Origin of the sequence: Pelosinus propionicus DSM 13327 (assembly GCF_900114615.1) — a bacterium.
In the GTDB taxonomy this organism is placed as follows: domain Bacteria; phylum Bacillota; class Negativicutes; order DSM-13327; family DSM-13327; genus Pelosinus; species Pelosinus propionicus.
Map to the genome: position 1 here is coordinate 1 of NZ_FOTS01000058.1, position 15,221 is coordinate 15,221.

General features: G+C 37.1%; 15 protein-coding genes and 2 other annotated features. All 15 genes read left to right on the forward strand.

Features of this window, described 5'->3' with window-relative positions; genetic code table 11:
• Positions 1–17: 17 nt before the first annotated feature.
• On the forward strand, positions 18–167 hold the full coding sequence (locus BMZ99_RS21830; RefSeq protein ID WP_139214823.1) for a transposase: 150 nt from the start codon (positions 18–20) through the stop codon (positions 165–167).
• 286 nt (positions 168–453) lie between these two features.
• Positions 454–621, forward strand: a complete 168-nt coding sequence (locus BMZ99_RS21835) for a hypothetical protein (protein ID WP_245755107.1) — start codon at positions 454–456, stop codon at positions 619–621.
• Between the two features lie 83 nt (positions 622–704).
• Positions 705–1,262, forward strand: coding sequence for a nitroreductase family protein (locus BMZ99_RS21840; protein ID WP_175490660.1), 558 nt, complete (start codon positions 705–707; stop codon positions 1,260–1,262).
• Between the two features lie 70 nt (positions 1,263–1,332).
• The gene (locus tag BMZ99_RS21845; RefSeq protein ID WP_090942900.1) at positions 1,333–2,487 is read left to right on the forward strand and encodes a DEAD/DEAH box helicase; all 1,155 of its coding nucleotides are present in this window, start codon (positions 1,333–1,335) and stop codon (positions 2,485–2,487) included.
• Positions 2,488–2,667: 180 nt separating this feature from the next.
• Complete coding sequence (gene ytxC, locus BMZ99_RS21850; protein WP_090942955.1) at positions 2,668–3,585, forward strand: putative sporulation protein YtxC; 918 nt, start codon at positions 2,668–2,670, stop codon at positions 3,583–3,585.
• 362 nt (positions 3,586–3,947) lie between these two features.
• Positions 3,948–5,858 (forward strand): threonine--tRNA ligase, encoded by a 1,911-nt coding sequence (gene thrS, locus BMZ99_RS21855; RefSeq protein WP_090942903.1) that lies wholly within the window; start codon positions 3,948–3,950, stop codon positions 5,856–5,858.
• A gap of 61 nt (positions 5,859–5,919) precedes the next feature.
• Positions 5,920–6,045, forward strand: a sequence feature (ribosomal protein L20 leader region).
• Between the two features lie 28 nt (positions 6,046–6,073).
• On the forward strand, positions 6,074–6,592 hold the full coding sequence (gene infC / locus BMZ99_RS21860; protein WP_071524641.1) for a translation initiation factor IF-3: 519 nt from the start codon (positions 6,074–6,076) through the stop codon (positions 6,590–6,592).
• A 15-nt stretch (positions 6,593–6,607) separates the two neighbouring features.
• On the forward strand, positions 6,608–6,805 hold the full coding sequence (gene rpmI, locus BMZ99_RS21865) for a 50S ribosomal protein L35 (protein ID WP_007934943.1): 198 nt from the start codon (positions 6,608–6,610) through the stop codon (positions 6,803–6,805).
• A 33-nt stretch (positions 6,806–6,838) separates the two neighbouring features.
• Positions 6,839–7,195 carry a 50S ribosomal protein L20 gene (rplT, locus tag BMZ99_RS21870; protein ID WP_007934942.1) on the forward strand — a complete coding sequence of 119 codons (357 nt, stop codon included), beginning with the start codon at positions 6,839–6,841 and terminating at the stop codon, positions 7,193–7,195.
• Between the two features lie 166 nt (positions 7,196–7,361).
• The gene (locus BMZ99_RS21875) at positions 7,362–8,201 is read left to right on the forward strand and encodes a class II fructose-bisphosphate aldolase (RefSeq protein ID WP_245755109.1); all 840 of its coding nucleotides are present in this window, start codon (positions 7,362–7,364) and stop codon (positions 8,199–8,201) included.
• A 164-nt stretch (positions 8,202–8,365) separates the two neighbouring features.
• Complete coding sequence (locus BMZ99_RS21880) at positions 8,366–9,727, forward strand: TrkH family potassium uptake protein (RefSeq protein ID WP_090942908.1); 1,362 nt, start codon at positions 8,366–8,368, stop codon at positions 9,725–9,727.
• Between the two features lie 10 nt (positions 9,728–9,737).
• Positions 9,738–10,397, forward strand: coding sequence for a potassium channel family protein (locus tag BMZ99_RS21885; RefSeq protein ID WP_090942911.1), 660 nt, complete (start codon positions 9,738–9,740; stop codon positions 10,395–10,397).
• Positions 10,397–11,197: a TrmH family RNA methyltransferase gene (locus tag BMZ99_RS21890; RefSeq protein ID WP_245755110.1), complete on the forward strand. Its 801-nt coding sequence runs from the start codon at positions 10,397–10,399 to the stop codon at positions 11,195–11,197. Before BMZ99_RS21885 ends, BMZ99_RS21890 begins: the two co-directional genes overlap by 1 nt.
• Positions 11,198–11,309: 112 nt before the next feature.
• Positions 11,310–11,522, forward strand: a binding site (T-box leader).
• 50 nt (positions 11,523–11,572) lie between these two features.
• Complete coding sequence (pheS, locus tag BMZ99_RS21895; RefSeq protein ID WP_090942916.1) at positions 11,573–12,595, forward strand: phenylalanine--tRNA ligase subunit alpha; 1,023 nt, start codon at positions 11,573–11,575, stop codon at positions 12,593–12,595.
• Between the two features lie 39 nt (positions 12,596–12,634).
• Positions 12,635–15,070, forward strand: a complete 2,436-nt coding sequence (pheT, locus tag BMZ99_RS21900; RefSeq protein WP_090942920.1) for a phenylalanine--tRNA ligase subunit beta — start codon at positions 12,635–12,637, stop codon at positions 15,068–15,070.
• Positions 15,071–15,221: the final 151 nt, after the last annotated feature.

The window sequence follows — 15,221 nt, forward strand, 5'->3', positions numbered from 1 at the left end:
GTGTACTGAAAGCAGATATGGGCTTCCGACGTTTTCTTATGAGAGGCAGCGTCAAGGTGCAAACCGAGTTTCTATTGCTGTGCATGGGGTATAACCTAAACAAACTCCACAACAAAATTCAAAGTGGTCGCTGTGGAACTTACTTGCATATTCCCAAAGCAGCCTGACAAATACAAATAGACTTTTTTATTGGGGAAGAGGCTTCCTCTGTTTGCTATGGGCATAAACGGAAGAAGAGCTTCTTTGTTTATTCTTTTTCGCCTGGATTTTATCTGCTCAAGAAAGGAAGGCTGCCACAAAATGCTTTTTTTCAAAAAGCATTTTGCGACAGCCTCTTTTTTAATCATTAGAAGAATAAAAAGATGAGTCATTAGAAAAAATATTGATATATTATGTAATTTATATGATAATATTGTTATACAAGCATTATTATCAGAAGTGGAGGAATCGTTAGTGTGTCCATTTAAAGGTGACTGCTCCATGTTTTGTCCGCCAGAACTTTATAGTGAAAGGCATAAAACATGTGCAAGATATATGGCCGCTTGTAAAGTTGGTATGGCAGCTGTGCCGCATGAAATGTCAGCTATTAATTATGCTCTAATCCAAACGTTAAGAGGGTAAACGTAGTCTAAAGTGCCGCCTCACATTGAGGCGGCACTTGATGCATGACGAACTATTATAGTATTGATAAAGGAGCGTTTTTTATGAATGAAGTAATAAGGACTATTAAAAATAGACGAAGTGTACGCTTATATCGAGAAGAGCAAATTGCAGAGGAAGAACTGCAAATTATAATGGAAGCTGGTTTGTGGGCTCCTAGCGGTCATAATACACAGCCCTGGCATATTACTGCTATTCAGAATAAGGAACTTCTGGCGCATATGAGTAATATAGCCACAAAAGAAATGGCGAAGTCGCCAATCGAATGGGTTGCTCGTATGGGTCGGAGCGGACGTAATCTTTTTTATAATGCACCAACCGTACTTATTGTGTCAGGTAAACAAGAAGATGAAATTATGATGAATTCAGCTGTTGATTGCGCCGCTGCTATTCAAAATATGCTATTAGCTGCAGAATCACTGAATATTGGTTCTTGCTGGATTGGGCTAATTTGCTTCTTTTTTGCTGACGAGGAAGAGGTTAAAAAGTTACTGCTTCCTGAAGGTGTCAAACCCCTATATGCTGTTTGTCTTGGTTACAAGGGAAGAGCAAATGGAAAGGGACCAGAGCGTAAAAGTGAAAATATTAATTATATTCGTTAATAGGATGTTGAAAAGAATTGTCTATCTTTCATAGGAAAAGTGGTAATACATGTATGAAGAGGGGAAAATAATGAGTGAATTTGAGAAAATCGGCATTTCTGCCCAGTTGGCAGCAGGTTTAGTTAAGATAAAAATTGAGGTCCCGACAGGAATACAGGCAAAAGTAATTCCATTGTCTTTAGCAGGAAGGGATATAATTGGTCAATCAGCAACAGGTACAGGAAAAACATTAGCTTATTTATTGCCTTTATTTCAGAAGATTGATGTAAGCAAACGAGAGATGCAGGCTATGATTCTTGCCCCTACTCATGAACTTGCCATTCAGATACAGCGGCAAATTGAAACGTTATCGCTGAATACAGGAGTTGCCGTAACGTCTGCTCCTATTATCGGTAACGTAAATATATCTAGGCAAATAGACAAATTAAAAGAAAAGCCTCATGTTATAGTAGGATCGAGTGGACGTATTTTAGAATTGATACAAAAAAAGAAGATAACCTCGCAGACAATCAAAACAATTATTATTGATGAAGCGGATCGTTTATTAGATGACAAAAATGTAGATAGTGTAAAAGCAGTTCTGAAGACTACGCTTAAAGAACGGCAAATTCTGATGTTCTCAGCTACGATAACCCCCAATACACTAAGAATTGCCAAAGAGATCATGCGTGATCCAGAGGTCATCACCATTGCTGAAGACAGCAATGGTAGACCTGATATCTCTCACATGTATTTTGTTGCAGAGCAAAGAGATAAAATTGAAGTTATACGTAAAATGGTACGACTTGTTGATGCAAAACGTGCATTAGTTTTTATTAATAAAAGTGATGATATTGAAGAAACTACTGAAAAACTTGTGTATCATGGACTAAAAGCTGCGAGCATACATGGAAGTTCTGTAAAAGGGGACCGCAAAAAATCATTAGAAGATTTTCGAAAGGGAAAAGTCCAATTACTAGTTGCTTCTGATGTCGCCGCTCGCGGATTGGATATCGTCGGTATTGATTATGTATTTAATCTAGATCTGCCTGAAGATCCGCAAGTCTATTTACATCGTGTAGGAAGAACTGGGCGAGCTGGAGAAAGTGGCATTGCCATATCGATTATTACTAAGCAGGAAGTCTCTCTCATTCGCAAATACGAGAAGATTTTAAAAATAAATATCGCTGCAAAACAAATGGAACACGGAAAAATAGTTGATAAGAATAAAGTGCATCGTAAGTAAATATGAAAAAAGGCTTGGCATGTGCCAAGTCTTTTTTATTAAGTATTCTCTTCTTTGTATTTTCGACATCTTGACGGTTTTGAAGATGGCTGAGAATGGAGCAGACCTTCGTATTATATTTTTGAATTGTATGCAAATATAATATGATACATATAATATACTAGGAAGGGAGTGAGGGTGGTGAAATTGCTTTCGGTTGGTTTAAGCGGAACAACCCAGGATATTCGGGAAAGACTGCAATTAGATTGTAAAACATTAATTAAAGATGGATATAAAATAGCGATTGACGAGACCAATAAAGGGCATTATACGTTTATTGGTTGTAATGTAATGGAAGGAGAATTGTCATTTCGTAATTATGAACGGATTAAAAATGCAGTAAAGCATCATGTTGCGAATATGTTGGCTGAATTAATTATTTCAAGAGAAGAAAAAAAAATTGTTTATAAAATTGTTGAAGATAATTATTATTATTTTTCTGCAGAAGAGCGTAAAATTATTTACGATAATACATTACAGCTATTAAATGATAATTATGGTGTGGTTGCAGATTTTGGATTTGGTACGCGCAGTAAGAATATAGTGGAAAAAATTGCTGAATATCTTAACGCACATCATGAGCTTGTATTAGAAGGATTTATTAATTTTAGATTGAAAGAATATCGGGAGAAACTAGCTAGAGTCGTAGATACAGCTGTAGATGACTTTATGATGGAATTAGAATATCAAGAGTTTATACGCGTATTGCGATATTTCGTAACGATCCAAGAACCGCAGGTTGAGGAAGTACACGTAGTAATTATTAATTCTGGTATGTATAAAATTTTGGATGAACAGGGGAATTTAATTAGTAATCAAAAATTAGAAAATTTTGTTCTGGAAAATGATGATTCAATCAATCATGAAGATTTACTGATTACAGCCCTCATTACGATAGCGCCATATAGTGTTATGGTTCATGTAGAGGATCATAATCGTGCTTCGACTAAGAGCTTGGTAGATATTATAAAGAATATATTTGATGGCAGGTTTATGATATGCAGTGGGTGTGACTTTTGCATAAATGCTTATAAGGAAGATCTAATGCCTACGCATTAAACCTCTAATGTATATATTGACATTCATCTTGAAAATAGCTATTATTAGATTAATACTAGTAAAAGTAATGCAAAGGACAAGGCAATAGTGTCACTGTCGTTTCAGAGAAAAGATGTCACCGGCTGTAAGCATCTTTACGTACATCATTATTGTTACCACCTTTAAACTGCTATGCTGAATATTTTTTGCTATAAGAATTAATAGCTATAAAATGGTAAGCTGTGCCGGGTAATTCCCGTTATCAATGATCAAGATGGGCTTTTGCCAATCAGGGTGGAATCGCGGGTTACAACTCTCGTCCCTATAGGGATGAGGGTTTATTTTTTTTATTTTTATTGGAAAATTTTAAAGGAGGAACATTTATGAAAAAGATACAAGTAGCATTAAAAGATGGAAGCATACGTGAGGTTGAACAGGGAACTACATTGGCCGAATTTGCAGCATCCATTAGCCGCAGTTTGGCTAAAAGTGCAGTTGCAGCAAAAGTAAACGGTCATGTGACTGATTTACCAATTCAGTTAAATAATGATGCAAAGGTTGAATTTCTTACATTTGAAGATGCTGAAGGACGTGACGCTTTTCGTCATACTTCATCACATATATTGGCCCAGGCAGTAAAGCGCTTATTTACGAATGTCAAAATTGCCATAGGCCCTGCTATTGCTAATGGATTTTATTATGATTTTGATGTAGATGAAGCTTTTACTCCTGAAGATTTAGAAAAAATTCAAGCGGAAATGGAGAAAATCGTTAAGGAAGATTTTCCAATTGAAAGAATGGAAGTTAGCCGTGAAGAGGCGCTCCGCATATTTGAAGAGTTAGGTGAAGACTATAAAGTAGAGCTAATCGGTGATTTGCCGACTGATGTGACGATTTCCATGTATAAGCAAGGAGAGTTTGTTGATTTGTGCGCAGGGCCACATTTGGCTTCTACTGGCAAGGTAAAAGCCATTAAGTTGCAAAGTGTAGCTGGTGCCTATTGGCGCGGTGATGAAAAACGTAAGATGTTACAGCGTATTTATGGTACTTCTTTTGAGAAGAAAGCTGATTTAGAGGCATATCTGACAATGTTAGAAGAGGCTGCAAAACGTGATCATCGCAAATTAGGCCGAGAACTCGATTTGTTTAGCATACAAGATGAAGGCCCTGGCTTTCCGTTCTTTCATCCTAATGGTATGGTGCTTAGAAATGAACTTGAACATTTTTGGCGTAAACTACATTTTAAATACCGGTACCACGAAATTAAAACCCCTATTATTTTGAATCAAAAATTATGGCAACAATCAGGTCATTGGGATCATTATCGGGAAAATATGTATTTTACTACTATTGATAATGAAGGTTATGCTGTAAAGCCTATGAATTGTCCAGGAGGAATTTTAGTTTACCGTACTCAGCATCATAGTTATCGAGATCTTCCTCTAAGAACTGCTGAATTAGGATTGGTACATCGTCACGAGATTTCAGGAGCATTACATGGTTTAATGAGAGTACGGAGCTTTACGCAAGATGATGCCCATATCTTTATGCTGCCTTCTCAAATTAAAACAGAAATACAAGGTGTAATTGATTTATTTGATACCGTATACAGTACTTTTGGTTTATCGTACCATGCGGAGTTAAGTACAAAACCTGAAAAAGCTATGGGATCTGATGAGGTGTGGGATTTAACGACTAATGCTCTTAAAGATGCTTTGGAAGAAAGGGGCATGGAATATCGCATAAACGAAGGTGATGGCGCGTTTTATGGTCCTAAAATAGATTTTCATTTAAGAGATTCTATTGGACGAACTTGGCAGTGTGGTACGATTCAATTAGATATGCAAATGCCTGAGAAATTTGACCTTAATTATGTGGGTGAAGATGGTCAAAAGCATCGTCCTGTTATGATTCACCGTGTAGCTTTTGGCAGCATAGAACGGTTTATTGGAATTTTAATTGAGCATTATGCTGGAGCTTTTCCTGCGTGGCTGGCACCAGTGCAAGTTAAGATTTTACCCATTACTGATCGACAGGCAGCGTATGCTCGTGAGTTGGCAGATGCTATGTTTGCACAAGAGATCCGAGTAGTGGTAGATGATCGTAGCGAAAAAATTGGTTATAAAATTCGTGAGGCGCAGCTGCAAAAGGTTCCATATACACTAGTTGTTGGAGATAAAGAAGTTGAGTCCGGTAGTGTGGCGGTACGTAAGCGTGGACAAGGTGATATCGGAGGAAAGCTTGCTAGTGAATTTATTTCTGATCTTTTAAAAGAAATAAAGGAAAAAGGTTGAAAAAATAGTACTTGACATTCATTATTCCTAATGTTAATATTATCAAGTACTCAAGAATTTTGAGTTTAAGTAGAAGCCATCCGCTTCTCACCTTGCAACGCATAGGCAGTTCGTAAGGTTATGATAGCATGTATGATTATGCTTTTGTTGCGGGTGGTATTTATACCATCCGTTTTTATTTATATGTAGCTAAATTTATCAGGGGGTGAGCGACAATTAGCAAAGACACATTAAGAATTAACGAGGAAATCAGGGCTAGAGAAGTTCGTTTGACGAGTGCGACTAATGAACCATTAGGAATTGTCCAACTAAGAGATGCGCTGCAGATGGCAGCCGAGCAACATCTTGATTTAGTAGAGGTAGCACCAACGGCTAAGCCGCCTGTATGTCGTATTATGGATTTTGGTAAATTCAAATATGAGCAACAGAAACGGGAAAAAGAAGCCAAGAAAAAACAAAAAGTTGTAACTGTCAAAGAAGTGAAACTACGTCCAAACATTGAAGATCATGACTTTGATGTTAAATTTAAAAACGCTCAACGCTTTCTCGAAGATGGTGACAAAGTAAAAGTAACCATCATGTTTCGTGGACGGGAATTATCCCATCCTGAGCTAGGGAAGAAAGTTTTGGATAAAATGGCCAGCCAAATCAAAGATATTGCCAATATTGAGCGCGCGGCTAGGCTTGAAGGAAAAAATATGATAATGATTCTGGCACCTAAGCCACAGAATTAAGAAGGGAGACCAATTATGCCAAAAATGAAAACACGTAGAGCTGCTGCTAAACGCTTTAAAGTTACTGGTAGCGGTGAGTTCAAACGTTCTAAAGCTTTTAAACGTCACATCCTTGAGAAAAAAGGTCCAGCTCGTAAACGTAATTTACGTAAAGCTGGTTTGGTTAGTAAATCTGATCATGAACGCGTATCGAAAATGCTTCCTTACGCCTAAAATTGACATATATTAAATAGGGGGTACAGCAACATGCCAAGAGTTAAAACAGGCGTGACAGCACATAAACGTCATAAGAAAATTCTTAAGTTAGCTAAAGGTTATAAGGGTTCTAAGAGTAAGCTGTTTAAAAAAGCAAATGAAACAGTAATGAAAGCTCTATACTATGCTCGTCGCGATCGTCGTGCGAAAAAAGGTGAATTCCGCAGATTGTGGATTTCCCGTATTAATGCTGCGGCTCGTTTAAACGGTCTTTCTTACAGCAAATTGATTAGCGGTTTGAGTAAAGCTGGTGTAGAAGTAAATCGTAAGATTATGGCTGATTTTGCAGTTAATGACACAGCTGCTTTTGCTAAACTTGTTGAAATTGCTAAAGAGCAACTTAAATAGATATCAAATTCCTAGACTTTTGTCTAGGAATTTTTATTTATAAAAAAGAATAAAAAATTTAAATATTCAAAATATATGTAGGTTTTTAAAAAAAGTTTCGCGAATATAATAGAATCAAATTAAAGTAAAATTTTAACCGTTAAGGAGGGATTTTATTTTGGCGTTAGTGACAATGAATCATTTACTTGACGATGCGCGTAATCGAAAATATGCAGTTGGCGGTTTTAATGTATTTAATTTAGAGACATTATGTGCGGTTGTAGAAGTGGCTGAAGAATTAAAAACTCCATTAGTACTTGGAATTACGGAGCGATTTTATAAGTTTGTTGATGTGGAAACCTTAAGTGCGGCAATGGTTCGTGCTGCACAAAAATCCGCAGTACCAATAGTTCTTCATTTGGATCATGGTCATACTTATGAAGGGATTATTAAAGCAATTCGTTGGGGATTCACCTCCGTTATGTTTGATGGATCAAATTTGCCTGTTAGCGAAAATTTGAAACGTACTAAAGAACTAACACGTATAGCCCATTCCCTCGGCGTTTCTGTCGAAGGTGAATTGGGCTATGTTGGTTGTTGTGAGCATGTAGATGATATTAATGAGGACAATATTGTTACATGTGATGTAGCTGCTGATTTTGTGGAAAAAACTAAAATTGATGCTTTGGCTGTTTCGGTAGGTAATAAGCATGGAGCATATCGCGGTACGACCAAATTAAACACCACCAGATTAGGTCAGTTAAGCACTGTTGTTAGTGTTCCTTTAGTTATGCACGGCGGCGCAAATTTGAGCTGTGAAGATTACTCTAACTCCATAAAATGCGGCATCAGTAAGATTAATATTCCTACAGATACTTCAATGGCTGCAAGTGAAAAACTTAAAAAGGAATTGCTCGATAACCCAGGTGCTAATTATATCTATTTAATGTCTGCAGTGAAAAAAGGTGTTAAGGAATCAGTTCGTAAATATATGCTTCATTTTAATTGTATTTCTAAAGCCATGTAGTTTATAGTTATTTATTCTAATCTAGCTTTACTATCAAAATTGTGAGGCCTACCTTTTTGAAAAATTAGGTAGGTTTTTGCTATAAGTAATGGTAAAATGTGTAGATATAGTAGAACAAAAGCAAATATCAGTTTTCTAACCCTTATCATATGGAGTGAATAATATTGAGGTTACGAAATCGTTTTGCAAATTTATTGCACCTTTCTGCGTGGAAATTTACACCTTATCAAATTTTAGCATTGGGTTTTGCTGGATTGATCATGATTGGCACATTGCTGTTGATGATGCCTATAACCGCCGTAAATGGTCAAGGTTTATCTTTAGTTGACGCTTTATTTACGGCTACTTCAGCTGTGTGTATAACAGGATTGGTGGTTGTAGATACGGGAAGTCATTTTAATTTATTCGGGCAAAGTGTGATTATTTTCCTTATACAAATTGGGGGTCTGGGAATAATGACAATGGCTACATTAATGGCTCTAGTGATTGGACGTAAGATTCAATTACGAGAAAGATTAGTGATGCAAGAGGCATTAAACCATATGACTGTAGCAGGTGTTGTTCGTCTAACTCAATCTATTATTATATCGACTTTGGTTATTGAATTTATTGGTGGGACAATTCTGGCAATCCGTTGGTATCCTGATCTAGGCCTTACAGGTATCTATTTTGGATATTGGCATGCTGTTTCTTCTTTTTGCAATGCTGGATTTGATTTGTTTGGTAATTTTCATAGCTTAACAAATTACGTGGATGATACTATTATTAATTTAACAGTTACATCATTAATTATTTTGGGCGGTCTTGGTTTTACAGTAATTTTTGATGTCTGGAATCATCGTAAATGGCAAGATTTTTCGCTTCATACGAAGCTAGTATTATTCACTACAATTATATTACTTGCTTTAGGTACGCTTGTTATTCTATTACTAGAAATCAATAATCCTGCTACACTTGGTACTTTGTCCTGGAAAGGAAAAATATTAGCTAGTTATTTTCAGTCTGTAACTCTTAGAAGTGCGGGATATAATACAGTCAGTGTTGTTGATATGCAAGATGCTACTATTTTTTTTATGGTGATTTTGATGTTTATTGGTGCAGCTCCAACTTCAACTGGAGGTGGTATAAAAGTAACTACTATGAGCATCCTAATTGCTGCTGTGTGGGCTTTGATTCGAGGAAAAAATGATGCTGAGATTTTTCAAAGGCGCATTTCTCAACGATTAATCTATAAGGCTTTCACTCTTGTCTTTCTTTCTACTGCATTAGTCGTTATTGTTACAATGATGATGAGTATTATCCAAAGTGAATCGTTTTTAAAAATTTTATTTGAAGTTGTTTCTGCGTTTGCTACAGTTGGGCTTAGTTTAGGAATCACTAGTACTTTAACGATGCAAGGGAAGATTGTAATGATTATTACTATGTTTGCTGGCAGGGTAGGTTTAGTTACTTTAGCTTTAGCCTTAGCTTTACGTACGAAAAGAGCAAAAGTGCAATATCCTGAAGGTAAAATTATTATAGGATAAGGAGGATATTATGAAACAAGAGAAACAGTATGCTGTCATTGGCTTAGGTCGTTTTGGTACTAGCGTAGCTAAAACTTTACATAAAATGGGATATGAAGTCCTGGCCATTGATAGTAATGAAGATAAAGTTCAAGAATTTAGTAACGAAGTCACCCATGTTGTTCAGGCAGATTCTACTGATGAAGCTGCATTGACTGCACTTGGTATCCGAAATTTTGATGTAGTGGTGGTGGCAATTGGTGAAGACGTACAGGCAAATGTATTGACAACGTTGCAACTAAAGGAGATTGGAGTTTCCTATATTGTTGCTAAAGCTCGTGATGCTCTACATGGTAAGATGCTTCAGAAAATTGGTGCTGACAGAGTAATTTACCCGGAACGTGACATGGGACAGCGGGTGGCTTATAATTTAGTTTCTAGTAATGTTTTAGATTATATTGAACTTTCACCAGACTTAGGGATAGTGGAAGTCGCTATTCCTCAAATTTTAATAGGTAAAACATTAGCTGAGGCAAATTTGCGGGCAAAATATGAAATTAATGTTGTTGCCATTAAGAGAGAAGAGCAGTTAATGGTGCCTCCTTTGCCAAGCGAGAAATTTACTAAACATGATATTTTGGTTGTCGTAGGAGGAATTAAAGGGATACAAGGTTTGGAGGAACTTACTTGATGGAGATAATTACTAGCAGTCAGAATCGATTTATAAAAATGGTTGCTTCGCTGAAAGAAAAGAAATTTCGTGATGAGTTAGGTTTATTTAGTATTGAAGGTGTTAGGTTAGTAGAAGAAGCCGCTCAAGCAAATTGGCCAGTGGAAGCGTGTATCTATATAACAGGAGCAGAAGAAGATCAAAGAGTGCAAGCAATGTTGGTATTATTGCAGTCTAAGAATTGTCGTATCATTGAAGTCTCAGCAGCTATATATGGAAAAATAACAGAAGTAAAACAACCTCAAGGTATAATGGCTATTATGAAAAAGCGTGAGAATCGATTAGTTGATTGTCTTATTAACGTTCAAAAACCGCTTTTGGTGGTGCTTGATGAAGTTCAGGATCCTGGCAATGTTGGGACTATCATTCGCACTGCCGCTGCTGCTGGTTGTACAGGTGTAATCTTGACGAAAGGCTGTGCAGATGTTTTTGGTGCTAAAGCAGTAAGGGCTACTATGGGATCTTTATTTTATATACCAATATTCGAAGGGTTTAGTCATGATGAGGTAGTAAATTATTTAAATAAGTATGATATTCATATTTTAGCAACATCGTTAGAAAATTCTACGACTTATTTTAGGACGGATTTTAATCGGTCTGTGGCAATAGTGTTTGGCAATGAGGGGAATGGGGTCAGTAAGAAATTAACCGAGGTTGCAAAAGAGCGATTACATATTCCGTTACTAGGGAATGTAGAATCCTTGAATGTTGCAGCTTCTGCAGCGGTTATTTTATATGAAGCAGTGCGTCAGCGTCAGTAGTCTTTATTGTAATATGGGATAGAATGTGCTATAATCTTTCTGATATAGAACTATTGATATTATAGTTCTATAGAATTGAAGATGTATAGTAAGATAAGCTTACTATCTTAAGGTAATTGCAATGATAGAGAAGAGTATGTTAGTGCTGGCTTGTACAGGGAGGATGCTGTCATAGATTGAGAACAGCTCCAAAGCGGTTAACAGAAGTTCACTCTGGAGTATCTGTGCTGAAAATGATTTGTGTAAGCCAGACGTTATTTCTGCGTTAAAGAAAGTTGAGTACTAATTAGGGTGGTACCGCGGGAGTAAGACTTTCGCCCCTTGCAGGGGTGGAGTCTTTTTATTTTTATCTAAAATGATGTTTAGGAGGTACATATGGAACAAGAATTACAATCCTTAAAGCAATTGGCTTTGCTGGAGTTATCACAAGCAGATACTATGGATGCGTTAAATGAGCTTAGGGTTAAATACTTAGGTAAAAAAGGGAGTTTAACTAGTGCATTAAAGGGCATGGGAGCGTTGAGCGCTGAAGAACGTCCTAAAATTGGACAAATTGTGAATGATATTCGATCTGAATTAGAAACCATTATTCAAACAAAAAGTGAAGGCTTTAAACAAGCTGATCTAGAAAAAAAATTGGCTTCCGAAAAGATTGATGTAACTCTGCCTGGGAGAAAAGTAAATGTAGGGCATAAGCACCCGTTAACTGTTACTCTTGCACGTATAAAAGAAATCTTTATGAGAATGGGTTTTGCAATTGCAGAAGGTCCAGAAGTTGAGCAGGACTATTATAATTTTGAAGCACTTAACTTGCCTAAAGATCATCCTGCACGGGATATGCAAGATTCCTTTTATATTACAGAGGAATTTTTGATGCGAACTCATACTTCGCCAGTACAAGTTCGTACTATGCAGGCCGCAACGCCAAACCAGCCGATTCGTATTATAGCACCTGGTAAGGTATATCGCCGGGATTACGATGCGACTCATTCTCCTATGTTTCATCAAGTAGAAGGTTTAGTCATTGATAAAAGCATTAGCTTTGCAGATTTAAAAGGAACGTTAGAATTGTTCATTCATGAAATTTTTGGTAAAGATGTTGGCGTGCGTTTTCGTCCAAGTTTCTTTCCTTTCACTGAGCCTAGTGCAGAAGTTGATATTTCTTGTGTTATGTGTAATGGTGGAGGGTGTCGAGTTTGCTCTGGAACTGGCTGGTTAGAAATATTAGGTGCAGGAATGGTACATCCTCGCGTACTTGAGATGAGCAAATTTGATCCAGAGCAAGTAAGTGGATTTGCTTTTGGGATGGGCGTAGAACGAATTGCAATGTTATTATATGGTATTGATGATTTACGGTTATTTTATGAAAATGATTTACGTTTCTTAAAACAGTTCTAATGGGAAAGCAATGATATACAATTTTAAAGGGGGATGGGTATGCAAGCACCAATAAAATGGCTAAAAGAATATGTTGAATTTTCACAAACACCTGAAGTATTAGCAGAGATGCTAACAATGGCTGGTATTCCGGTGGAAGGAATTAGCTACTTAGGTCAAGATATTGAAAAGATTGTAACTGGTAAGATTATTGAAGTAGAAAAGCATCCGAATGCTACGAAATTGTCCATCTGTAAACTAGATGTTGGAACTGAAGTTTTGATCATTGTCACTGGAGCAAATAATATTGCAGTGGGAAATATTGTTCCGGTAGCTTTAGTTGGTGCAAAGTTGCCAAGTGGGTTAGAAATTAAAGCAAGCGAATTGCGTGGTGTGATGTCCTATGGCATGTTGTGTTCTACAGCAGAATTGAATATTGACAGTAAGTTGTTATCTGCAAAGGAAAAAGAAGGTATTTATATCTTATCAGAAGATACAGCTGTTGGTGTTGATATTAAAGAAGCTTTGGGGATGGATGATGTAGTTCTTGAATTTGAATTAACGGCAAATCGGGCAGATTGCTTTAGTGTAATTGGCTTAGCCCGCGAAGTTGCAGTTTTGACAGGTGGCACGCTGAAAAAACCAATGATTCACTTACATGAGACTGCAGAGGAAAAGTCTGTTAGTTTAGTAAAAGTTTCTGTTGAAGAAACTTCGTTATGTTCTCGTTTTGCTGCAAGGGTGCTGCAAGATGTTAAGGTTGGTCCATCACCCAAATGGCTAAAACATCGTTTGCAGGCTGTAGGAATGAGATCCATCAATAATATTGTTGATGTAACTAACTATGTTATGTTGGAAATGGGACAGCCTATGCATGCTTATGATTATAATTTGGTCTCAAAGCATAGTTTAACAGTACGGAAAGCTCAAGCTGGTGAGAAAATTACAACATTAGATGGAGTTAAGCGTGAACTTACTTCTGATATGTTGGTAATTGCAGATCAGGTCCAAGCGGTAGGAATTGCAGGTGTAATGGGGGGGTTAGCTACAGAAGTTACTAATAATACTCAAAATGTAATATTAGAGGCAGCTTCTTTTAACGGAGTAAGTATTCGTCGTACCTCAAAAGCCCTTGGTTTGCGCTCAGAAGCATCAGGAAGATTTGAAAGAGGAGTCGATACAGTTAATAGTATTCGTGCTTTAGATCGAGCTGCTAAGTTATTGGAAGATATGGGAGCATGTAAGGTGTGCCCAGGAATTGTGGACAGTTATCCTAATATGGTGCTGCCGCGTCAAGTTAGCTTTATACCTCAAAAGGTAAATGATTATCTAGGTACAGATATTAGCAAAGGCGAAATGCTGAACATTTTGCGAAGTTTGGAGTTTGAAATTGACACACATTCTGAAGGGGATAAAGTAGTTGTAAATGTGCCTACATGGCGCAATGACGTACAGTATCAACCTGATATATGTGAAGAAATTGCTCGTATTTATGGTTATAATAAAATTCCGACAACTACTCCTGGCGGTAATATTCTACGCGGCGGGCAAGAATATACTCAGTCAATTGTTGATGTAATAAAAACAATTTTAACTGGAGCCGGCTTAGATGAGATCATTTCCTTGAGCTTTACACATCCTCAAGTTTTGGATAAATTAAATATTGCAGATGATCATGTCTTACATCGCGCCATTCGCGTCTTGAATCCTATCACAGATGATTTTCCAATATTAAGGACTACTTTATTAGGTGGCGTATTGGAAGCGATTGTTCGTAATCTTTCTAAGAAAAATGACGATATAAAAATTTATGAACTTGGGGCAGTCTATTTGCCAGAAGAGCTTCCGTTACATTCTTTGCCTAAGGAGCCTTTGCTATTGTGTGGCGCATTAGTAGGTAAGCGTAATGAATTAGCTTGGAACCAAGGAAAAGACAATGTTGATTTTTATGATGCCAAGGGTATTGTAGAGGTATTGCTGACGGGCTTAGGAATTCATGATTATCATGTGGCGGCAGGTGACCATATGTCACTGCATCCAGGAAAGACAGCAGTGTTTTCCAGAGATGGTAAGGTATTAGCAACTGTTGGGGAACTACATCCTAAAGTGGCAGATCAGTTTGATATACACCGTAAAGTGTATATCTTTGAAGTTGATATTGAAGCTGTAGTGGACTGTGTAAATTTACTTGCAAAGTATGAACCTTTACCTAAATTTCCAGCTATTCAAAGAGATATAGCCGTGGTATTGCCTTTAGCTATTTCTGCTGAACAAGTAAAAGAAGCTATCATTACTAGTGGAGGACCGTTACTTAGTGATGTTCGCTTGTTTGATGTGTATGTCGGTGAACAAGTAGCTGATGGTTCTAAAAGTTTAGCATTTTCATTAATTTATAGGGATAAGATGCGGACTCTTACAGACGAAGAAATAGATGTGCACTATAGAAATACGATTGAACACATCGAAAAAACTTTAGCGGCTAAAATTCGTAGTTAGTACAAAATGTCTCTTCTACGAGAACAAAAAAATCTTTACCTATGACTTCACTTGTGTTATCCTGTTAACGGGATAGCTCTCTAAGCGTTTATGAACGTTTAGCTTTTTATAGACCTGTCCTTGTGGGCAGGTCTATTTTTTGAGCATCCTG

Coding starts and splice junctions, on each gene's coding strand:
- thrS (WP_090942903.1), top strand. CDS start 3,948: ATGAAAAAGATACAAGTAGCATTAAAAGATGGAAGCATACGTGAGGTT.
- rplT (WP_007934942.1), top strand. CDS start 6,839: ATGCCAAGAGTTAAAACAGGCGTGACAGCACATAAACGTCATAAGAAA.
- pheT (WP_090942920.1), top strand. CDS start 12,635: ATGCAAGCACCAATAAAATGGCTAAAAGAATATGTTGAATTTTCACAA.
- rpmI (WP_007934943.1), top strand. CDS start 6,608: ATGCCAAAAATGAAAACACGTAGAGCTGCTGCTAAACGCTTTAAAGTT.
- BMZ99_RS21840 (WP_175490660.1), top strand. CDS start 705: ATGAATGAAGTAATAAGGACTATTAAAAATAGACGAAGTGTACGCTTA.
- BMZ99_RS21830 (WP_139214823.1), top strand. CDS start 18: ATGGGCTTCCGACGTTTTCTTATGAGAGGCAGCGTCAAGGTGCAAACC.
- BMZ99_RS21890 (WP_245755110.1), top strand. CDS start 10,397: ATGGAGATAATTACTAGCAGTCAGAATCGATTTATAAAAATGGTTGCT.
- pheS (WP_090942916.1), top strand. CDS start 11,573: ATGGAACAAGAATTACAATCCTTAAAGCAATTGGCTTTGCTGGAGTTA.
- BMZ99_RS21885 (WP_090942911.1), top strand. CDS start 9,738: ATGAAACAAGAGAAACAGTATGCTGTCATTGGCTTAGGTCGTTTTGGT.
- BMZ99_RS21845 (WP_090942900.1), top strand. CDS start 1,333: ATGAGTGAATTTGAGAAAATCGGCATTTCTGCCCAGTTGGCAGCAGGT.